The following is a 20,250-nucleotide window of genomic DNA, read 5'->3' on the forward strand; positions in this document are numbered from 1 at the left end:
AAGGGACCGCCGACGTGTGGCGGAAGCCTGGCCATGACGGAAAACGGCCGTGTCATCGCCTTGGCTGTTATTATATTGACAAGCAGAACACGGTGATTTGCCCCGCCGAGATGGTTACAGTGCGCGGTTAGGGGCACTCGCTCGAGAGGAGGAAGCGTGAACGGGAGATCATCCGCCAACCTTCTTGCCGGCACTGCGCTCAGGCTCATGGCCGCGAACTACAACCACCGCTCGTCCCTCCGGGATTACCTGCGGGGCAACGGCTCCTGGCTGGACTTTGTGATCGGGTTCCGCACCGAGAGCGGCAGCGTGGAGCAGGCCCTCATCTCCCGGGGCGGCAAGATGAAGGTCAAGGGAGCCATACCAGCGGACGTGGACGCGCTGATGGTCCTTTCCGGGGACGATGTTATCATGAGTATCCTCAGCGTACCCCCCAACGAACTCCTTAACATGCTGCTCAAGAACCGCTATCGCGTGGAGGGAAACCTCACTTACCTCACGCTCTTCAACTTCTACGTCTCCCTGGTCACCGACAAGATGAACCGCAAGCGACTGGAGAAACAGGCGCGCGAGGACGCCGAGGAGCGCCTGCGGCAGTGTCCGGACCCCGATCCCGAGCTGAGGAAAGAGATGCCGAGGCGCAAGAAGGGCCTGCTGCGGGGCGAGAAGACCGACCCCGGGGTGAAGTACCTCGAGGACCCTTACCTCTCGCACCTGTGCCTGGAGGACTTCCCCCGCCTGGAGCGGTTCCTGGACATCCATTTCACGGTGAAACCGGAGATCTGCCATGAGCGGCCCAAACTGCTCACCGACTGGTTCATGGCCAACGGCTTCGAGACGGACAACAGCGGCAACGCCTGGGTCCCCGAGCTGCGGCAGGGACACGCCTTCAAGCACCTCATGGAGGGCCGCAAGCCCATCATCAGGAGCGGCGACCTCGTTGCCGGAACCACCACCTCCAGGGAGATAGGTGTGGTGCTCTACCCCGACACCCACGGCACCCTGATCTGGTCGGAGCTGACCACCTGCCCCGACCGGCCGCTCTTTCCTTACGACATCTCCGCGGAGACCGTGGAAGTCCTCCACCACCATGTCTTCCCTTACTGGACGAAGCGCAACTGCCGCGAGTGGGTGAGGGACAGGTATGGCCAGCCCCTCTCCCAGAAACTGGACGAGCGCTTCGCGGTCTACTTCATGTGGAAGACGGCGGCCCTCTCCCACACCATCGCCGACTTCCCCAAGCTGCTGCGCCTGGGCACCAGCGGCATCATCGCCGAGATCACCGAGGAGCTCACGCGCGACACCGGCGCCTCCCCGGAAAAGAGAGACGCCCTGCGGGGGATGGTCCTCTGCCTGGAAGGGCTCACCTCTTATGCACACAACCTGTCGGAGCAGGCGCGCAAAGATGCCGCGGAGGAGAGCGACCCCACGCGCAGGGCCGAGCTGGAGCGCCTGGCCGAGATCTGCGCCAAGGTGCCCGAGAATCCCGCGGAGACCCTGGACGAAGCGGTAAACGCCATCTGGATAGGCTGGGTGGGGCTGCACATGGAGAGCACCAACGCCGGGCTCTCCATCGGGCGCATGGACCAGTGGCTGCAGCCCTTCTTCGAGGCGGACATGGCCGGGCTCCATACCCCCGCGGAACGCGACGAATACGTCAGGCGCGCGGTGGAGCTGGTAGGCTGCTTCTACATGCGCTGCACCGACCACCTCCCCCTCATCCCCGACATCGGCAACTACCTCTTCGGCGGCAGCTCATCCGACCAGGCCATCACCCTGGGAGGGGTGACGCCGCAGGGTGAGGACGCGGTCAACGACATGACCTACATCTTCCTCAAGGTCACCGAGATCCTCGGCATCCGCGACCCCAACGTCAACGCCAGGTACCACCCGGAGAAGAACTCCGAGACCTATCTCAAACGCCTGTGCGAGGTCAACCTCATCACCGCGGCGACCCCCTCCATGCACAACGACGCGGCGGTCATGGAGTCCCTGGCCGAGTTCGATTACGCGCCGGAGGACCTCAGGGACTGGGCCGCCACCGGCTGCGTGGAGCCCACCCTCTCCGGCAAGCACCTCGGGCACACCAACAGCATGATGATGAACATGGTGGCCGCCCTGGAGATGGCCCTTAACAACGGCAAGCACCCCCTGATGAACTGGGAAGTGGGGCCGAAGACCGGGCGGCCGGAGGCCGGGGACTTCCCCACCTTCGAGGACTTCTACGCCGCCTTCACCACCCAGTTCAAGTTCCTCATCGACAACTCGGTGGAATACAACAACATGCTTGGAGAGGCGCACAGCGTGCTGCGCCCCACTCCCCTGCTGTCGTCGCTCATCTCCGACTCCATCGCGAGCGGCAGGGACGTCACCAAGGGTGGAGCCCGCTATAACTCCTCGGGGGCGGCCTGCATCGGCCTGGCCGACGTCACTGATTCGCTCATGGCCATCAAGAAGCTCGTCTACGACGAGGGCCGGGTGAGCTTCGCGGAGATGAAGAAGGCCGTCGACGAGAACTTCGCCAACGACCCCGCCCTGCACGCCATGGTCACCAGGAAGGTGCCCCTCTTCGGCTCCGGCAGCGAGGAGGCGGTGGCCATGGCCGACCGCGTGGCCGGCTTCGCCCACGACACCTATGGGGCTCACCGCAACTTCAGGGGAGGCCCTTACACGGTGGGCTTCTGGTCCATGTCCAACCACGTGGCCTTCGGGACCCTCTCGGGCGCCCTCCCCTCCGGCAAGCTGGCGGGGAAAGCCTTCACGCCCGGGCTCACCCCCCAGCCCATCGCTTCCGCGAACCTGCTCGACAACATCAGGGACGTGGCCAGCCTCGACCCCCACAACATGAACAACAATATCGCCTTCAACGTCAAGGTTGTGCCGGGGGCTTCCGACAACCACCAGCGCGTAGTGGACAACATGTATTCGTACGCCAAGACCTACTTCGACCTGGGCGGCATGCAGATGCAGATGAACGTGGTCACCTCGGACATGCTGCGTGACGCCATGGCCCACCCCGAGGACTACCGCAACCTGCTGGTGCGCATCTCTGGATACAACGCCTATTTCGTGACCCTCAACCGCGACATGCAGATCGAGCTCATCGAGAGGGCTGAGTACGGGATATAGGAGCGCGGGGTGGCGGAAACAAGCGGTGAGAAAAGGCGGCCCCTCATCCTCGAGGTAAAAGGGAACTCCCTGGACGACGGTCCCGGTATCCGCACCGTGGTCTTCTTCAAGGGCTGTCCCCTCTCCTGCGTATGGTGCCATAACCCCGAGAGCAAAGGCGCGGGCCAGGAGATATCATTCGACCCCCAGGAATGTGTGGGCTGCGGCACCTGCCTCGAGGTATGCGGGAAGGGCGCCCTGGACCGCGGCAACCCACTTTTCGTGGAGCGTGAGAGGTGCGACCTCTGTTTCGAGTGCGCCGACGCCTGCCCGTCAGACGCCCTGTCCAGGGTGGGCAGGTACATGGAGGTGGAGGAGATCGTGGCATCGGTGGAGAAAGACCTCCCCTTCTTCCGCACCTCCAGCGGCGGGGTGACCCTCTCCGGTGGCGAGCCTACCCTGCACATGGGCTTCGCCTCCAAGTTGCTGCGCCGGCTCAAGGATCTTGGGGTCCACACCATCGTGGAGACCTGCGGCCACTTCGACCTCGGTGAGTTCGAGGAGAAGGTGCTCCCCTTTACCGATGCCGTATACTTCGACCTCAAGCTGAGTGACCCGGAAGAGCACAGGCGGCACTGCGGCATCTCCAACCAGGTGATCCTGGAGAACTTCTCCAGCCTGTTACGCGCGAGCCTCGCTGGGGACCGCGGCCTTCTGCCCCGCATCCCCCTGGTACCCGGGATCACCACCACCAGCGATAACCTCAAGGGGCTGGCGGCGCTCCTGCGCCGCGAGGGAGCGGGAGAGGTCGCGTTGCTGCAATACAATCCCCTGTGGTTCGAAAAGAGCCACAAGATCGGCAAGCGCAACCCCCTGGAGGGGCGCGAGGCCACCACCACCTGGATGTCCCCCGCCGAGCTGGAACGCTGCCGCTCCTTCTTCGAGGGGCTGAAGGTGACGTGACGCGCGGTCCCGCCCGGGCCGTTACGCGAACCGACGCCGCCACGGCCTTGAAAGGGCCGGTATCATCACGCTTTGTGATACCATGAATCCGGAAATCGCACAGCGACCATCTCGAGCGTCACCGGGAGGTGATCCGGATATGATTACCGTCTTCAAGAGACTCAACCTGCTGGTGAAGATCGGGATTATCGGAGGCCTGCTCGGCGGCCTGGCGGGTCTCATCGTCGTCTTCATCGTCGATCCCATCATCGGCGTGATCTGCGTCGTTGTCTTCGTCCCCTTATTCTATTTCTCCCTCCGTGCGGCCTTCGGTTCGATGATCCTGCAGGAGGAACTCAGGGAAACGGGGGTGCAGGCCGAGGCGACCATCCTGGAGGTAAGGGAGACCGGCGTGACCGTGAACCAGAACTACCCGCTGGCGAAACTCACCCTGCAGGTGCGCCCGCCCCAGGGGGAACCGTTTACGGTGACGATGAGGCAGCTCATCAACCGCTTCGACATACCCAACATCCAGCCGGGGGCGGTGGTTTCGGTCCTCTACGACCCGAAGAACCACAAGAAGATCGCCCTCGGCAGCAAGGGCGAGATGGCCGGCACCCCGAGCCAAGCGGGCACGCCGGGCCAGGCCTACCCCCCGTCGGCAGGCGTCCTGGATGCGCAGACCTTGAGCCTGCTGCAGCAGCACCTGCCGCCCGAGCAGATGCAGGCCGTCACGGCGGCCCTCGCCAACCAGGACCCGGAGAAGACGCGCATGGTGAGCGATTTCCTCACACGGGAGGACCAGAAGAACGCCGAGATCCGGGCCACCGGCAAGCCGGCCAGGGCGAAGATCATCACCGCCGCGCCGCTGGGCATCAACGCCAACGGCAACAACCCGGCCATGACCTTCGTGCTGGAGGTGTATCCCGAGGGAGAGCAAGCCTTCCAGGCCCAGACCACGGGGGTCATCGCCGAGGTCTCGGTGCCCAAGTACCAGCCGGGAGCCGAGATATACGTCAAGTACGACCCGGCCGACAGGTCGCGGGTATCCCTGGACCATTCCTGAGATCCGGCGAGGAAGGCGGCAGGCATGGGATTGTTCGAGGAACTCAGGGACATAGCCTTGGGGCAGGGCATCGATTATTTCGGCATCGCCGACCTCGCACCGGCAAGGGAGGCCATCCGCGAACAGGGGGGTGATGCGGTAGCGGGATTCCCCCGCGCCGTGTCCATGGGCATCGTCCTCCCCCATGCCGTGGTCGACCAGCTCCCACACCGTTCCGATCCCGATGTGGCCGCGAACTACCTGCACCACGCGTACTATGTCATCAATCAGCGCCTGGATGTCGCCAATTCCCGCATCTGCAGCGAGCTGCAGCGGCGCGGATACCGTCCCCTGCCCATCCCCACCAAGGAGCACGAGGACGAGGAGCGCCTTTGCGCCATGTTCTCGCACAAGCTGGCAGCCCACCTGGCGGGGTTGGGGTGGATCGGCAAGAGCTGCCTGCTGGTGACTCCGGAAGCCGGCCCCAGGGTCCGCTGGACCAGCGTGCTCACGGACGCGCCGCTTGAGCCCACCGGAGGACCCATGGAGGAACGCTGCGGAAAGTGTCGCGAATGCGTTGATGTCTGCCCGGTCGGCGCCTTCACCGGCCGTAACTTCGTCGCGGACGAAACGCGGGAGATGCGTTACGAAGCCCGCGCATGCCGCGGGTATTTTGATGAACTCGAGGGGGAGGGGCGCCTGCCGGCATGCGGACTATGCCTCTACGCCTGCCCCTTCGGCAGGAGATAGCAATCGCCACCCGGCCACGGGCGTCATATCCAGTGCTTAGTGCGGCCAGCGGCAGGACTACGGATGGGCAAACGGACCGGTAAGGGAGAACGAGGCAGAGGAACTTGTATGAGCGTTCACGGTAACGGGGCTCCATGTTCGAACCGGCTGAACCTGGCGGTGGCCATAACCCTGTCCCTGCTGATGGCGGCCATCGCCGCCCTCGCGGCCGGGTGCGGCGAGAAGGGGGTCTCCCTGGAATATGAGCCCCAACCAGGGCTGTGCGTGGTCAAGGTGGAGCGCGGGGGCGGGCTTCCCTACCCGGGCGACGACCTCATGCCCCTCTTCCAGCTCTACGGTGACGGCCGCTGCATAAGATATCAGGAGGAGCCCGGCGGCGGTGGCGGTTACGTGCGGGGCGAGCTGGACGAGGCGGCCATGGCCGGCCTGCTGGGGGAGATATCGCAAGCGGGTTACTTCGACCTCGAGGACTCCTACGTGGACCCCGATGCATACGACGTCTCTTACCGCACCATCACCGTGGACCTGGCGGAGACGGAAAAGACGGTCGTGGTCGATATGCTCAACGAGGTCCCCACTTTCGACGAGGTCTACGAGCTCATCCTGCAATACCCTGTCGGCGCGACGAGCGTATACGTACCGGAGCAGGGCTACCTGGTGGTGGTGAAGTACCCGCTCGAGAGCGTCGAGGACGCCGTATCCCTGGACCCGAACGGCGACGTCTTCAAGCTGCTGCCCGACCTGGCCACCCTGTACCGGGCCGCCGCGGACCACGTCGCGGTGGCGGTGGACGGCGCCACCTTCATGAAGCTGAAAGAATACTATGACTCGCAGGCCCCGGAAGGCCTCTATATCCTTCAGCCCGACGCCGTCGTGGCCGTCTACCCGGTCTACGAGCCGCGCATCGTGGACAAGCCCTGATTCAAGCCCGGCAGCCACCGTCCGATAACAAAGTAAGCTCGGGTTTCTTATCGAGACGAGGAGGGGGACCATGAAGCGGAAGCTTTTTTGTCTGTTCACAATACTCGTGATCGTCGCTGCCGGCAGCCTGTCGGGATGCGGCGGATGTGGCTGCCAGGACGAGCACCCGGTGTACCTGCCGCCTGAAGACTTGCCGCAGTCCGACTATTCGGGCTCGTTGCCCTCCGAGGCGGAATTGGGGGCGCCGGTGTACAGCGACAATCTCGATCCCTCTTCCGTCCAGTCCTCCAAGACCGAGACCGATGGTGAGGTCACACATGTGGGGGTGGACTATTCCACCTTTGACGATTTCGATACCGTACTCGCCTGGTACGAGGGCCAGCTGGGAGAGCCCAAAGAGACCCAGGAGATAAATGGGCAATACACGGTCTGGTGGATACTGGTGAAGGACGGCAAGCAGGCCGAGGTGATCATCACCGGCAAGGATGACGGCACCGCCATCAGCATTCTGAACGACAAGTTATAGGGGGCCCCGGACGGCCGGGGCGGCCGCCTGTCGCCGCCTACCTGTAACCCACCGTGAACATGGTCCAGGGCTGGGTCGGGCGGTCCTTGAGGTACCTCTCCAGGTAATCCCGCTGCGGGTTCTTCTACAGGTATTCCGAGGCCACGAAGGGCATGCCGCTGGAGTTGCCGAAGCGGGTCCAGAAACTCATGTTCCTGGCCATTGAGCTGTCCATGACCTTGCCGTCGACCGCTCCCGAGGGGTGGTAGGGCATCCTGTCCGGCCAGTACTCGAAGGCGTCCAGCTCATAGTGGCCGCCCATGGTGCGGGAGCAGGGGTGGTCGTCCTGCCCCAGATAGACGTCGTAGTGGTCGGCCAGTATCTCCCGGGCCACCGCGACATCTATGCTTCCCCTGTTCTCCTCCATGAGCTGGGTAAGACGCACGCGGCGAGCCCCCATGGCCGTGCGGATGTCGTAGAACCCGGTGTCGGAGCATTCCAGGTTGCGCAGGACCGGATCGAAGGGGGCGTTGCAGCCGATAAAGTAGCCGTCCCTGGTCTTCTCCACGTCCTGGTACTTCAGGCCCTGCTCGAAGCGCATGATCTCACCGCTTTCCATATCGCCCAGCAGCCAGCTGTTGGCGTAGCCGCCGTTGTTTTTCTTCTGCATGATCTCCACGAAGGCGTCCAGGTCATCCGCGTACTGCATGGCCTTGCGCACGCGGAAGAACTCCGCCTCCTCGTTGGGGTCAGAGTCGCTGTAGCCACCCAGGGTGGTCTCGGTGCCCATGATGCCAGCGCCGGTCACGAAGAAATGGGTCATACTGTCGATATAGCCGGGTACGCTCTGCATGAACATGCGGTGGCCCTCGGAGGGCTCGATGTCCAGGATGACGTTGAAATACTGCCTCTGGACGAAGAGGTCCCAGGAATTATGGGCGATGACTACCCCGCCGTCCGCGGTGTAGGAACCGGGGCGATGAAGGCGCTGCAGTGCTCGTTGTCGGACTGGTCGTCGTAGGCGCCGGCTTCCTCGTTAGGCCACCAGTAACCGGTGATCTCCATATCGCCGTTCCAGGCCAGCACCTCCTGCCAGGTCATCTCTGCCCCGGCCTGTGTGGCCCCGTCGGCGATACCCTTCATCTCTTCGATGTATCCTCCACGGCGTTGGGCATGAAGACCCGCTCGGCCTGTTCGACGAAGTAAGCCCATTCCTTTCCGGTGTCCTGGAGGGTGGTGTATTCCAGCATCTCTTTTATCTCCGCAAGCTCGGGAGCCACGAGGTAGCCGTGCTGGAAACCCCTCTCGTAGGGCTCGCCCTGGATATGGAGGTAGACCCAGCCATTGTAATCGAAACGGTATCCGCCCTCGTATGAGACGATGGCGTCCGGGTCCGGTACGGCGACCTCTTCCTGGCTCTCCTGGGTGCCCCCACCGCACCCCATGAGCAACGCGGTTATAAGGATAAAGACCGCTATGGGGGTGATGAGATAGAGCACCTGCCTCCTGGTCATGACACCCTCCCTCTTTCCGGTGACATCCGCTGTGAAGATACGGACGATCACTACACCCTGCCGTAGAGTTATTCCTTGCCACCTGCGTTATGCCCTTCCCGTGCCGGCCCGGCACCTCTCCGCCAGGGTCATCATGAGGAGGCGAAGCCGGCAAAGCGATCTCGGAGTGCCCGTAACGTGCCAGGTGCGCGAAATGGTGATCGGCGGCGCCGGATATCCGGATCTGTCTTGCAGGCTTTATGGTATCTGTTTTTTACTAGTAAGTACTACTTTGATATTAATTATTCATGATACGAGGAACATACGAAGCCGTGGTCGCCGGGGCCGGTCCGGCGGGGTTGGCCATAGCCGGGGCCCTGGCCCGCAAAGGCCTGCACGTAGCCTGCTGCGATCCCGACCCGGGGCGTGTCTGGGAGAACAACACCTGCGCCTGGGCCGACGACATCGAGCCCCTGGGACTTGCGGGACACTGCGGGCATATCTGGCCCGCGAGCCGCATCATCTACGGCGAGAAGACCAGCCAGCTCCTGGACCGCGGCTACGCCATCTTCGATAACGAGAGCCTGAAAGGCCGGCTGCTGCACCCCTCCGTCACCACCGTGCAGGGCAGGGCCGTAAGGGTGGAGCACGACCGCAAGGGAAGCGACGTGGTGCTGGAAGGCGGAGGAAGGCTACGGGCGGACGTGGTCATCGACGCCACCGGCCACGCCCACGCCCTGCTGGAGGTGGCAAGGGACGCGGACTCCTTCCAGAACGTCTATGGCATCCTGGCCCGGGTGGACCGCCACCCCTTCGACCCCGGCGAGATGGTCCTCATGGACTTCCGCCATAAGTTCCTGGGTAGCCGCAAGCGTCCTCCCACCTTTCTCTATGCCATGCCCTACGACCGGGAGCTGGCCTTCTTCGAGGAGACCTCCCTGGCGGACTCCCCAGGGGTGCCCTTCGAGATACTGCAGGGCCGCCTCTACCTGCGCCTGGCCAGCCTGGGCATCAAGGTGCGTGAGGTCGAGTCGGTGGAGGTGGGGGCTTTGCCCATGAACCAGGCCGTGCCCGACCTGGACCAGCGCGTCATCGGCTTCGGGGCGGCCGGCGGCTTCGTGCAGCCCTCGACCGGCTGGAGCGTGGCCCATTCCCTGCGCACGGCCGGCCCTCTGGCCGATTGCATCTCCACGGCGCTGGGCGAGGGCAAACCGCCCGAGAAGATCGCACGTCAGGCCTGGAGGATGATATGGACGCGGCCGCTTCTGCGCATGCGCGCTTTTCACCTACGCGGCGGCGAGTTCTTCGGCCGCATCGGCATCCGCACCCTCTCCCTGTTCATGCGGGGCTTCTTCAACGCCCCGGGAGATATGTGGAGGGTCTACCTCTCCAACGACTGCACCATCGCCGGGATCAACCGCTGCTTCCTGCCCGGCGGTTCGCGCTAGTCGTTCATGTGGTAGGCGCCGACGGTGGCGTAGACGTACTTCTCCCACACCCGCTCGAACCTGGCCTCGTCGATCACCGGTTTGCGGATCATCTTCAGGCAGAGGTCCATCTGCTCGGGGGTGCTGGACGTCTTGGAGTACAGCTGCAGGGCGTAGCGGGAGAAGTCCCTGACCATGAAGTCGAACATGGACTCCATGAGGTCGTCCTCCACCCCGTAGATGGGCTGGTTCTCCAGCAGCAGCTGCCCGTAGGCCACCAGGGTGAAGAGCTCGCCTAATGTGAGCAGGAAGTCGATGTCCTTGCGCTGTCCCTCCGTGGGCGGGGCCTTGAGTAGCAGTTCCCTCAGCACCTCGATCTGGTCCTTGAAGATGCTCACGTTGGGCAGGCCGGCGGGCCCGTAGGCCAGCATGAAGTCGTGGAACTGGATGCCGCCCAGTCCCTTGGTGGGCCCCTGCTGGAAGAGGAAGTCGTCGTTGGCGAGGTCGCTCCGCTGCGGGATCTCCGGGAAGGGCGCCGGGTTGAAGAAATAATTGGGCATGAACTTGATGATCAGAGCCATGTTCACATGCACCGTGCCCTCGAGCTTGGGCAGGGCGCGGATATCGCGGGCTGCCATCTCGAAGTAGGTGTCCTTCTCGAACCCCTTGGCGGCGATGACGTCCCAGAGCAGGTTGATAACCTCTTCGCCCTGGGTGGTGACCTTCATCTTCACCATGGGGTTATAGAGCAGGTACCTGCGGTCCTCGGGCGAGGCGGAGCGCATATAGTCCGCCGCCCGCAGGGCGAAGAGTTTCATAGCCACCAGGCGGGTGTAGGCGTCGGTGAGGAGCTGCCGGATGTGGGGAAAGTCGCTGACGTGCTTGCCGAAGAGAACGCGGTTAGCGGCATGGTCCATCGCCTCGTAGAGGGCGTGGGTGCAGATGCCGATGGAGGCCCAGCCGAGGTTGAACTTGCCCACGTTGACGGTGTTGAGCGCGGCGTCCCAGGCGTCCCGGCCCATGGACAGGATGTCCGTTTCGTGGATGGGGTAGTCGTTGAGGGCGTACTCGGCCACGAAGTTCTGCGAGTTGACCACGTTCTTAACCAGCTCATAGCCGCCGTGCTTAGAGCTGACCGCGAAGAAGACGTAGTCTTCGGTGCCCTCCATCTTGCCGAAGGTGGAGACCAGCGCCGCCTCGTTGCCGTTCCCGATATAGTACTTGCGGCCGTTGGCGCGGTACTCCCCCCCGCCTAGCGCCTTTAGCGACATCTCGGTGGAGTAGAGGTCGGCACCGTGCTCCTTCTCCGAGAGCCCGAAGGCGAAGATGCCGCCGTCCCGCAGCAGCTGCGCCGTCTTCTTCTTCATCTCCTCGTTCTCGCTCATCCACAGGGGCCCCAGGCCGAGGATGGAGACCTGCCAGGTGTACCAGTAGGCCAGCCCGTAGAAGGCGAGGATCTCGTTGAAGTCGCAGTTGCGGAAGGTGTCCCAGCGCGCGTCCTCGCCCAGCGCGTACCGCGACGGGGTGAGCAGGTCGGAGAAGAGCTTCTCGTCTTTCTGGAACTCCAGGAAGTCCGAATACCATGTCCTCTCGTGGTCGTCTTTCTTTATTCTACCTCTGCCTTTTTCCTCGAAGAAGGCGATGGTCTTCAGCATCATCTCCTTGGAGCGCTCGTCGCCCGGGTACTCCACCTTGTGCTGCTTGGGGTTCAGAAGGATCACGGTAACCACTCCTCGGTGTTTGAGGCCCGTTCCTGCCGGAGGAAAGAGGGCCTGGAGTCATCAGTACTCTCATTATACCCGGGAAGCCAGCCGCGTTTACCTTGCCTGTGCCCCGGCAATAATATTTCCCGTCCGTGGGCTAGACCTGTTGCAAAACAAGGAAAGGAGCACTGCTGATGGACGGACCGCGTATAGCAGTAGTATCTTGCGGGTCTTTCAGGGAAGACCTCGAGGAATTGAGAGCGGAGGGCCTCCTTGAAGACATCGAGGTCTTCTACACCGAGCCCTGCCTCAAGGAGAGGCCGCGGAAGCTCGAGGAGCTGCTGACGGCGAGGATAGAGGAGGCAAAAAGAAGGGCGGACTGTATCCTGGTAGTTTACGGTGACGGTTGCTTCATCGACACGTCGGACTTCTCACGCGGCATCGACAGCCTGGTGGCGGACACCGGCGCCGAGCACGAAAGGATCCGGGAGCACAGCTGCATCGAGATGATGCTCTCCGATGAGGACAAGGAACGGCTCGCGGAGGGCATGAAGGTCTACTGGATGATGCCCGCGTGGGTAGAGAACAAGGACGATGTCTTCGAGGAATGGGACCTCGGGAAACGCAACCAGACCTTCCCCCAGAACGACACGGCCATCGTCGTGGACAGCCGGGGCTTCTTCGACCGGCTCATGGAGGAGGACCCCGAGAGGATCCTTGATTTCTCCGACTGGATGGGTATCCCCCTGGACGCCAGGGCTATCAACCTGGACCGCTTTCGGGAATTGCTGCAAGCAGCCTTGGAGCGGTTGAAGGAAGCGTGAGTGCGGCGGCCGCTGGCATCTCCGTGTTTTCTCTCATCCTCGACCCCCATACGAGCTCACATGATAACATGAAGCCCACGGGGGATAGTCGGGGGATGGGCATGCTGGAAGAGGACATCCGCAAGCGCAAGATCTACGCTGCCGCGCCGAGCACCTGGTATAAGTTCTGCACGATCCTGCTTTTGGGAAGCGCCTGCAGCAGGAACTGGGACAGGACTTCGGTCCACCCGGTACTGGCAGTGCTTCCTAGGATTCGGAACGCTTAACGCGGCCGCACTTTCACCCCGCAGCAACAGACCGGATACCGACTGTGGCACGGGCCGGGGTTGACCCCAAACGTGTCACGTTAACTCTGGTCGTAGAGGTCGAGGAAGTTCTGGAGCATTTCCATGCGCCTGCGGATGGCCTCGGCCCAGGCGGCCAGCCGCCTCTTTCCCTCCGCGGTTATACTGTAGGTGCGACGGCGCGGCCCCCTGCCGCTTTCGTCCCAGCGGGAGCGCACCAGTCCCCTCTCCTCCATCTCGCGCAGCTTGCGGTAGACCGCGCCGGTGTCGGGGACCGGGCCGGGTAAAGGGATCTCGTCCATGCGGCCGATGAGCTCATAGCCGTGGGCGGGACCCTGCGAAAGCAGGAAAAGGATGCGGGACTCGATGAAGCGCTTACCCGGCCCCTCGCGCATATATGTTTCGACGTCGGATTCCGGGGAATCCTTATCTTTGTCGCCACCTGTAGTACGGCTCTTGGCCATCGGCGCTTCCAGTTTGATATATGTATTTGATATATATATATTATTCACATATATTAAGGCCTGTCAACCTCGGCGGCATGACCGCCTCATGAGAGTCCCGGGAGGAGGAGATATGAAGATCATCAAGGCGACGGAAGCGGAAGCCACGCCCAACCCCCACGGCGTTCATACCAGCAGGATCTACGACAGCGAGCACGCGCAGGCGGTTCATATCCTGCTCAAGCCGGGGGAGAGCCTGAAGAAGCACGTCACCCCCGTGGACGTCTTTTTCTACGTGCTCGAAGGAGAGGGCGTCATCGAGATCGGCGAGGAGCGGGAGACGGTGGGTCCGGACACGCTCATCGAGAGCCCGGCGAAGATACCGCACCGCTGGCTCAACGAGAGCGGCGCGGACTGCCGCATACTGGTAGTGAAGATACCCCGTCCCACGGAACAGACCAGGTTGCTTTGAGCCAGGCGGTTTTGCCGCTGCGGAAGGCCACTTGGACCAGTGAGAGCCACAGAAAGAAGGGAGTAGACCATGGAGGATGACAGGATCTCCTACCACGAGTCCGTGAGGACCGCTTACCGCCGCATCAAGGAAGACGGCATGGCCAACATCTGGGACCGCTACGAGGCCCAGGGGCTGGGAGACAGCCCCGACAAGCGGTGCCCCTTCTGCCAGGCGGGCGCCAGGTGCGACCTCTGCTCCAACGGGCCCTGCCGCGCCGACGCCGCCAAGGACAAGCGCGGCGTGTGCGGCATCACTGCCGACGGCATGGCCATGCGCATGATGGCCCTGCGCAACGTCATGGGCACTTCCACCTACCACTACCATACCGAACAGACGGTGAAGACCCTGCGCGCCACCGCGGAGGGCAAGACCCCCTTCGGGATAAAGGAGCCCGGCAAGCTGCGTGATTTCGCCGCCCGCCTGGGGCTGGACACCTCGGGCTCCGACGCAGAGGTGGCCCTGCGGCTGTGCGATTTCGCCGAGGCCGATTTCAACCGCAAGGCGGACCAGCCCAGCCTCATCGTGGAGGCGCTGGCCACCGCGGAGCGCAAGGAGACGTGGAAGAAGCTCGGCATCTTTCCCGGGGGAGTCTATGGAGAGATGCTGCGGGTCACCAGCTCCTGCCTGACCAACGTGGACGGGTACTACCAGAGCCTGGCGCTCAAGGCCATGCGTATGGGAGTGGCCATGGCCTACCAGAGCCAGATCATAAACGAGTACTGCCAGGACATCCTCTTCGGCCTTCCCCGGCCCCACCCAATGCGCGTGGACCTGGGGGTGCTGGACCCCGATTACGTCAACGTGCTCCCCAATGGCCACGAGCCCTTCCTGGGCTTCGCCATGGTGCAGCTGGCGCGCCAGCCGGAGTGGCAGGAGAAGGCGAAGGCGGCCGGCGCCAACGGTATGCGGGTCATCGCCAATATCGAGACGGGGCAGGAGATGATCCAGCGCTGGGAGATGGACGACGTCTTCTACGGCTTCACCGGCAACTGGATAACACAGGAGGCGGTCCTGGCCACCGGATGCGTGGACCTCTTCGCCTGCGACATGAACTGCTCCATGCCCATCGACCCCGCCTACGCGGAGAAATACAAGTTCAAGCTCATCCCCGTGAGCGACCTGGTGGCCTTCGAGGGCGTGACCGACCGCCTGGACTACGAGCCCGAGCAGGCGGAGGCCCAGGCCGCCCAGCTGCTGGAGATGGCCATAGCAAACTTCAAGCAGCGCCATGATACGGTGGAGCCTATCACCGGGCTGCGCTGCGGCGACGCTGTGGTCGGCTTCTCCACCGAGAGCATCCTGGAGGCCCTGGGCGGTACCCTGGACCTGCTCCTCGACGCCATCAAGTCGGGGGCCATCCGGGGTATCGCGGGGCTGGTCTCCTGCACCACCCTGCGGGACTCAGGCCAGGACGCCCATAGCGTGGCGGTGGCCAGTGAGCTCATTGCGCGGGACATCCTCATCCTCTCCATGGGCTGCGGCAACGGCGCCATGCAGGTGGCGGGGCTGTGCGTGCCCGAGGCGGCGCATATGGCCGGCCCCGGGCTCAAGGCGGTCTGCGAGCAGCTGGGGGTGCCGCCGGTGCTCAGCTACGGCACCTGCACCGACACCGGGCGCATCGCCGACCTGCTGGCCGCGGTGTCGGAGGCCCTGGGAGACGTCCCCATACCCGACCTGCCGGTGGTGGCGGCGGCGCCGGAGTACATGGAGCAGAAGGCGACCATGGACGCGGTCTTCGCCCTGGCCCTTGGCCTCTACACCTACGTCAACCCGGTGCCCACGGTCACGGGAGGGCCCGACCTGGTCAAGCTGCTCACTGAGGACTGCGCGGACGTCACCGGCGGGGTGATGCGGCTGGAGACGGACGCGGCGCAGGCCGCGGACGGCATGCTCGCCCACATCGAGGCTAAGCGCGGTAAGCTGGGTATCTGACCTGATCGAGAGCAGGTCGGGGAGTTCCCTCACCGACCTGCTTTCTTATTGGCTCATACCGCTATCCGGACCTCCATTGCCCCTCGAAACCCTCGAAGACCCGGTCCGCTTGTGCATCATCGGTGGAATGATCATACTGACAGAAATGTATATTTGGACGGCTCGCTAGAGGGATGGCAACAGGAACGGCTAGCATGCCCTGATTCATGCGCCGCCTGCCTCTTGGAAGAGCGATGTTTCTTGAGGGAGAAGAGTTTGAGCGAAGAAACATACGCCAGACTGCGGGAGTTGCTGCACGGGATGCCGGGAGGGTTTCCCGCCACGGAGAGCGGGGTGGAGATGAGGATCCTGAAAAAGATCTTCAGCCCCGAGGACGCGAAGATAGCCTCTTGCCTCTCCAGGGACCCGGAACCCCCGGCAACGATTGCCAGGCGTTGCGGAACGGGAGAGGCTGAAGCCGCGGAGAGACTGGCGTCGATGGCATCCCGAGGCCTGATCTACCGGGAGGGCGAGGGGGAAGGGGTGCTCTTCAGGGCGGAGCAGTTCATCGTGGGCATCTACGAATACCGCCTGGGCGCCATGGATAGGGAGATGGCCGAGCTGGTGGAAGAGTACATACCCCATATCGGGCTGGCCATGGCTGGGGTCAAGACCCTGCAGACACGCTTCATTCCCGTGGGCTCGGCGGTGGACGCGAGCCACACCATCGCCACCTACGACCGTGTCAGAGACCTGGTAAATGCACATGAAGTGCTGGGGGTAAAGGAGTGCATCTGCCGCAAGCAGCAGGGGCTGCTCGGCAAGGGCTGCGAGAATCCGCTGGAGATCTGCCTCATGTTCGGGGATTTCGCCGGCTACCACCTGAAGAACGGGTGGCCGGGCAGAAGGATAGACGCAGAGGAGGCGCTGCGGTTGCTCGACCTCTCGGAGGAACTGGGATTGGTGCTCCTGGCCGAGAACACCCGCGAGATACGGTTCGTATGTTCCTGCTGCACCTGCTGCTGCTCGGGCTTGAGGATAATAAAGGCCCTCCCCAACCCCGGGGAACTCCTGCACTCCAACTACCGTTCCGTGCTGGATGCCGGAAGATGCAACGCCTGCGGGGCGTGTGCAGAGCGCTGTCCGATGGACGCAGTTACCGAGGATGGGGATTCCCTGCGCATCGACCCCAGGAGGTGTATCGGGTGTGGGGTCTGCCTGCCGACCTGCGCCCAGAACGCTATAGCCTTCGTGGAGAGGGAAGAGATCGCGGTCCCCCCTTTGGACTCGAAAGACACCCTGCACCGTATACTGGTAGAGCGCGGCCTGGCCTGATCGTTTTCTCGCGCAGGCCGGTTCAAACCACCAGTATGCATCGGTCAGCGCCTGTTCAGCCGGGTTTGTCCCGGGTCCCGGCGCACCCCGGTTAACCGCCGCGGATGGCGTTGAGGATGTCGGGATCCAGGTCCTCGAACCTCTCCAGCCATTCGATGCGCTCGTTGCGCAGGGCTTCCTCCAGGGATGAGATCTCGCTGGGTTGATAGAAATTCCCCAGGTCGAAACGCGAGTAGTCCATGCCGGGGATCTCCTCGGGTACCTCGTATCCCCAGAAGGGGTCCTCCTTCCACTTGATCTCGTCACGGGCGATCATCTCGATGATCTTCACGGAGTCCCTGACGCTGATGTTCTCTCCCGCCAGCCCCTCGGTCCCGCCTACCCGGCCGGTGTTCATCATGTAGCACTGGATGTCGGGGTTTCCGCGCAGGATGGAGAGGAAGATATTCCCCTCCTCGGACTCGGAGCCGACGATGAAGGGATTGGTCCCTACCACCCTGATGGCGCGGCCGGCCATGGTGGGGTCCCCGGCGGAGGTCTCGATGGACTCGCCGAGCATGAAGGCCGCGGCCCCGAACTCCGGGCTGAGCCTGGCTATGGGCGGCACCACGTCCTGGCGGCGGGTGATGAACACGATGTTGTGCACCTTTGGCAGGTCGATCTGGTCGTCGGTGAAAGCCACATCGCTCCTCTTGACCATGGCGCGGCCGTTGGAAGTGATGGTGCTGTCGCGGAAATCTATAGCCAGGGTGTCCTCGTGCACCATGACGTTTTCCAGGATGGTGCGCGGGCTGAGGCAAGCGGCGTAGAGCAGGGGCTGGGAATCCAGGTCCAGGGCGTCGGTCTTGACGTAGTAGGAGTTCTCCGTCCCCAAAGCGCTGCCGTCCGGGCGCAGGATGACCACATCGTCCTGGCGGATGATGATCCTCTCGGGATGATCCAGCCAGTGGGAGTGGCAGGTGAGGCTGGTCTTGCCCGTGCCCGAGAGCCCGAAGAAGAGAAACCCAACGTCTGTGAGTTCCCCCTGCCGCTTTACCCGGATGATCTTGGAGCCCGCGTGCAGGCCCAGGCATCCCCTTTTCTTGACCGCGTACATGAGCTGGCGCAGCATGGCTTTCTTGTTCTCGCCCTTGTAGTCACTGCCCAGGATGATGGTCAGGCCTTCCTCCGGGAAGACCATCACCCGGCGCTCCGGCCACTCGGCGATGGTGATGGTGATGAAATCGGGCTTCCCATCGGGATCGTCAGGCTCGAAGAGGGTGTTGCCCCACATCAGCGGTATGCGCGCATAGTCGGCGGTGATATAGACGCGTGCGTGGAAGAGGTAGTCGGGATGCATGCACATGCGGCGGTCCAGGCGGATCACCTCATTGTTCTTGAGGTGTTCGAAGACGTCGTGTATGAGTTTCAGGTCTTTCTCCTCCGGCGCCTTGTCGTGGTAGATCTCGGTGAACTTCGCGCTGCGGCTGCGCACGTTGGTGATGACCGCGAGGTTGCCGGTCTGGGTCATCATCCCTCCCTGCTCGAGGGCCCATTCCCGCAGCTGGAGATCGCTGGGGTTATCGATGACCTTGCCGGGCTCGAACTTCTGGCCGTAGATCTCGAACGTATCGTTCATGCGCACCGTCTCCTTTCCCGTATCCCCATCAATATATAGAGGCGGGTGCGGGGCACCCGCGAGGTTCGTCCTTTCTGATACCAGATATTGCCATGAGGCTTTTTCGCAGCATTTATTCTATCATCCCGGCTCCGCGGGTACTATACATGCCGCTGGAGGCCGAACGGCCCGCCGGCTCCATCCGCCGCACGAGCAGAAGCCATGGCGGATGGGCGTAGAGCGCGAACGGCCGCCACCTCCCCCGGAGCCGTGGGTTGAAGGAGCGCGGTATCATTTCCGATACAGAGCGATGCATGGTTTTTCGTTAACCAGCCATACCGGTACAAGGAAAAGCGGATTTTCGGGAGGAGATAATGAAGAAGCCCTTGAAGCTGCTGGCGGTCCCAGTCCTGCTGTTGCTGCTCGGCGTTACCGTGACCGCCTGCGGAGGCTCGCAGGGCGGAGGCGATACGCCCGGTTACCCCACCCCGGCCGCGGGGAGCGCGTTCTTCACCCGTGATTACGATATGCCTCAGACGCAGTCCGCGGAGCAGATGTCCGAGTGGCTGGTGAGCGAGCACTTCGAATACGACCTCGACGGCTGGTTCTTCTTCGGCAGCCTGGTGGACAGCGCGGCGCCCACGGAACCCGGGACGTTCATCATCTCGATGCAGCGTATCGAGGAGGTGCAGGGCAGCTCGCGCCTGGCGATGGTACCGGCTATCGTGGCCTACGGCAGCCCGACCCTGGGTCAGTACATGTATGGCGGCGAATATGCGCTTGACGTCAGCCCACAGGTCAACGTGGAATCCGACCCCTGGAAAGTGGAGCTGAACTCGCCAACACAGGCAGAGCCGATAATGACCATGGAACTGGTCTCCGGGAGCATGGGCGCGGCCGGCGCGGAGTACCGTCTCTCCGCCGATATCGCGGACCAGCTGGGCGGCAGGCTCCAGGCGGAGGCGCTGATGCGCGACCGTTTGGGGGTGGTCAACCAGGGTTACGGCAAGGCCTCTTTCTTCCCGCAGTTCCTGACCAACGAGCAGCGGGATGAGATCACAAGGTCGCATGGCAACTCTGTAGGCGCCTATCTCGAGGCCACCGGCGACCCCATGGCCGCCCAGGGCTCATACTACTATTCGCAGCCGCTGATGGACGTCGAGCGGTTCACGATCACGCGCGACGGCGCCACACTGAGCAGCGGCGTCGCGGGCACCATGTGGATGGACCAGGTCGTCCAGACCTACGACGAGTAGGCCTACGAGGTCCTGGTGAAGGGCGATGCCTCGTGGGAATTCTACGCCATCATGCTTCCGGACGCCGACGCGTCGGTCATGGTCATCCAGATAACCAGCGCTACCGGCACCCTCCCGGTGGCTAGCCTGTTCACCGGGGACAGCGAACGCACCCGCAACTCCGCGCGCCGGGCCGTGCACGCCTGGAACCTG

Annotated in this window: 18 protein-coding genes; 12 read left to right on the forward strand and 6 right to left on the reverse strand. The window is 63.2% G+C overall.

Features of this window, described 5'->3' with window-relative positions:
• The first annotated feature begins 156 nt into the window (after positions 1-156).
• From AB1384_06665 to AB1384_06690, 6 genes are all read left to right on the forward strand, one after another.
• The gene (locus AB1384_06665) at positions 157-3,129 is read left to right on the forward strand and encodes a pyruvate formate lyase family protein (protein ID MEW6553951.1); all 2,973 of its coding nucleotides are present in this window, start codon (positions 157-159) and stop codon (positions 3,127-3,129) included.
• A gap of 9 nt (positions 3,130-3,138) precedes the next feature.
• A complete protein-coding gene (locus tag AB1384_06670) occupies positions 3,139-4,071 on the forward strand; it encodes a glycyl-radical enzyme activating protein (GenBank protein MEW6553952.1) in 933 nt (310 codons plus the stop codon).
• A gap of 139 nt (positions 4,072-4,210) precedes the next feature.
• Positions 4,211-5,116: a hypothetical protein gene (locus AB1384_06675; protein ID MEW6553953.1), complete on the forward strand. Its 906-nt coding sequence runs from the start codon at positions 4,211-4,213 to the stop codon at positions 5,114-5,116.
• Positions 5,117-5,140: 24 nt separating this feature from the next.
• Complete coding sequence (locus AB1384_06680; protein MEW6553954.1) at positions 5,141-5,845, forward strand: 4Fe-4S double cluster binding domain-containing protein; 705 nt, start codon at positions 5,141-5,143, stop codon at positions 5,843-5,845.
• Positions 5,846-5,953: 108 nt separating this feature from the next.
• Positions 5,954-6,766, forward strand: coding sequence for a hypothetical protein (locus tag AB1384_06685; protein ID MEW6553955.1), 813 nt, complete (start codon positions 5,954-5,956; stop codon positions 6,764-6,766).
• 70 nt (positions 6,767-6,836) lie between these two features.
• Complete coding sequence (locus AB1384_06690) at positions 6,837-7,292, forward strand: hypothetical protein (protein MEW6553956.1); 456 nt, start codon at positions 6,837-6,839, stop codon at positions 7,290-7,292.
• A gap of 124 nt (positions 7,293-7,416) precedes the next feature.
• Here the strand turns inward: AB1384_06690 and AB1384_06695 are convergent, their stop codons facing one another.
• From AB1384_06695 to AB1384_06705, 3 genes are read right to left on the reverse strand one after another with little or no spacing between them, the layout of a single operon-like run.
• On the reverse strand, positions 7,417-8,265 hold the full coding sequence (locus tag AB1384_06695) for a hypothetical protein (protein ID MEW6553957.1): 849 nt from the start codon (positions 8,263-8,265) through the stop codon (positions 7,417-7,419).
• The gene (locus AB1384_06700) at positions 8,217-8,414 is read right to left on the reverse strand and encodes a hypothetical protein (protein ID MEW6553958.1); all 198 of its coding nucleotides are present in this window, start codon (positions 8,412-8,414) and stop codon (positions 8,217-8,219) included. The genes AB1384_06695 and AB1384_06700 overlap by 49 nt, the downstream gene beginning before the upstream one ends.
• Complete coding sequence (locus AB1384_06705; GenBank protein MEW6553959.1) at positions 8,411-8,785, reverse strand: hypothetical protein; 375 nt, start codon at positions 8,783-8,785, stop codon at positions 8,411-8,413. Before AB1384_06705 ends, AB1384_06700 begins: the two co-directional genes overlap by 4 nt.
• A gap of 287 nt (positions 8,786-9,072) precedes the next feature.
• Here AB1384_06705 and AB1384_06710 point away from each other — a divergent pair, with 287 nt between their 5' ends.
• A complete protein-coding gene (locus tag AB1384_06710) occupies positions 9,073-10,212 on the forward strand; it encodes a lycopene cyclase family protein (GenBank protein MEW6553960.1) in 1,140 nt (379 codons plus the stop codon).
• Here the strand turns inward: AB1384_06710 and AB1384_06715 are convergent.
• A complete protein-coding gene (locus AB1384_06715; protein MEW6553961.1) occupies positions 10,209-11,912 on the reverse strand; it encodes an acyl-CoA dehydrogenase in 1,704 nt (567 codons plus the stop codon). The genes AB1384_06710 and AB1384_06715 overlap by 4 nt on opposite strands.
• A gap of 176 nt (positions 11,913-12,088) precedes the next feature.
• Between AB1384_06715 and AB1384_06720 the strand changes: the two genes are divergently transcribed.
• Complete coding sequence (locus tag AB1384_06720; GenBank protein ID MEW6553962.1) at positions 12,089-12,718, forward strand: DUF1638 domain-containing protein; 630 nt, start codon at positions 12,089-12,091, stop codon at positions 12,716-12,718.
• 346 nt (positions 12,719-13,064) lie between these two features.
• Here AB1384_06720 and AB1384_06725 read toward each other — a convergent pair whose 3' ends face one another.
• Complete coding sequence (locus tag AB1384_06725; GenBank protein ID MEW6553963.1) at positions 13,065-13,466, reverse strand: PadR family transcriptional regulator; 402 nt, start codon at positions 13,464-13,466, stop codon at positions 13,065-13,067.
• Positions 13,467-13,578: 112 nt separating this feature from the next.
• Between AB1384_06725 and AB1384_06730 the strand changes: the two genes are divergently transcribed.
• The 3 genes from AB1384_06730 (at position 13,579) to AB1384_06740 (ending at position 17,205) form a co-directional block, all read left to right on the forward strand.
• Complete coding sequence (locus tag AB1384_06730; protein MEW6553964.1) at positions 13,579-13,917, forward strand: cupin domain-containing protein; 339 nt, start codon at positions 13,579-13,581, stop codon at positions 13,915-13,917.
• 69 nt (positions 13,918-13,986) lie between these two features.
• The gene (cooS, locus tag AB1384_06735; protein MEW6553965.1) at positions 13,987-15,891 is read left to right on the forward strand and encodes an anaerobic carbon-monoxide dehydrogenase catalytic subunit; all 1,905 of its coding nucleotides are present in this window, start codon (positions 13,987-13,989) and stop codon (positions 15,889-15,891) included.
• Positions 15,892-16,146: 255 nt separating this feature from the next.
• Positions 16,147-17,205 (forward strand): 4Fe-4S binding protein, encoded by a 1,059-nt coding sequence (locus AB1384_06740; GenBank protein ID MEW6553966.1) that lies wholly within the window; start codon positions 16,147-16,149, stop codon positions 17,203-17,205.
• Positions 17,206-17,296: 91 nt separating this feature from the next.
• Here AB1384_06740 and AB1384_06745 read toward each other — a convergent pair whose 3' ends face one another.
• Complete coding sequence (locus tag AB1384_06745) at positions 17,297-18,823, reverse strand: phosphoenolpyruvate carboxykinase (ATP) (protein ID MEW6553967.1); 1,527 nt, start codon at positions 18,821-18,823, stop codon at positions 17,297-17,299.
• A 353-nt stretch (positions 18,824-19,176) separates the two neighbouring features.
• Between AB1384_06745 and AB1384_06750 the strand changes: the two genes are divergently transcribed.
• Positions 19,177-20,058 carry a hypothetical protein gene (locus AB1384_06750; protein MEW6553968.1) on the forward strand — a complete coding sequence of 294 codons (882 nt, stop codon included), beginning with the start codon at positions 19,177-19,179 and terminating at the stop codon, positions 20,056-20,058.
• Positions 20,059-20,250: the final 192 nt, after the last annotated feature.

This window comes from Actinomycetota bacterium (assembly GCA_040757835.1).
GTDB lineage: Bacteria > Actinomycetota > Geothermincolia > Geothermincolales > RBG-13-55-18 > SURF-21.

Bases quoted from the DNA above. Each gene is read 5' to 3' on its own strand.
- AB1384_06675 (MEW6553953.1), top strand. From the start codon at position 4,211: ATGATTACCGTCTTCAAGAGACTCAACCTGCTGGTGAAGATCGGGATT.
- AB1384_06685 (MEW6553955.1), top strand. From the start codon at position 5,954: ATGAGCGTTCACGGTAACGGGGCTCCATGTTCGAACCGGCTGAACCTG.
- AB1384_06725 (MEW6553963.1), bottom strand. From the start codon at position 13,466: ATGGCCAAGAGCCGTACTACAGGTGGCGACAAAGATAAGGATTCCCCG.
- AB1384_06720 (MEW6553962.1), top strand. From the start codon at position 12,089: ATGGACGGACCGCGTATAGCAGTAGTATCTTGCGGGTCTTTCAGGGAA.
- AB1384_06690 (MEW6553956.1), top strand. From the start codon at position 6,837: ATGAAGCGGAAGCTTTTTTGTCTGTTCACAATACTCGTGATCGTCGCT.
- AB1384_06745 (MEW6553967.1), bottom strand. From the start codon at position 18,823: ATGAACGATACGTTCGAGATCTACGGCCAGAAGTTCGAGCCCGGCAAG.
- AB1384_06750 (MEW6553968.1), top strand. From the start codon at position 19,177: ATGAAGAAGCCCTTGAAGCTGCTGGCGGTCCCAGTCCTGCTGTTGCTG.
- AB1384_06700 (MEW6553958.1), bottom strand. From the start codon at position 8,414: ATGAAGGGTATCGCCGACGGGGCCACACAGGCCGGGGCAGAGATGACC.
- AB1384_06710 (MEW6553960.1), top strand. From the start codon at position 9,073: ATGATACGAGGAACATACGAAGCCGTGGTCGCCGGGGCCGGTCCGGCG.
- cooS (MEW6553965.1), top strand. From the start codon at position 13,987: ATGGAGGATGACAGGATCTCCTACCACGAGTCCGTGAGGACCGCTTAC.
- AB1384_06730 (MEW6553964.1), top strand. From the start codon at position 13,579: ATGAAGATCATCAAGGCGACGGAAGCGGAAGCCACGCCCAACCCCCAC.
- AB1384_06680 (MEW6553954.1), top strand. From the start codon at position 5,141: ATGGGATTGTTCGAGGAACTCAGGGACATAGCCTTGGGGCAGGGCATC.
- AB1384_06705 (MEW6553959.1), bottom strand. From the start codon at position 8,785: ATGACCAGGAGGCAGGTGCTCTATCTCATCACCCCCATAGCGGTCTTT.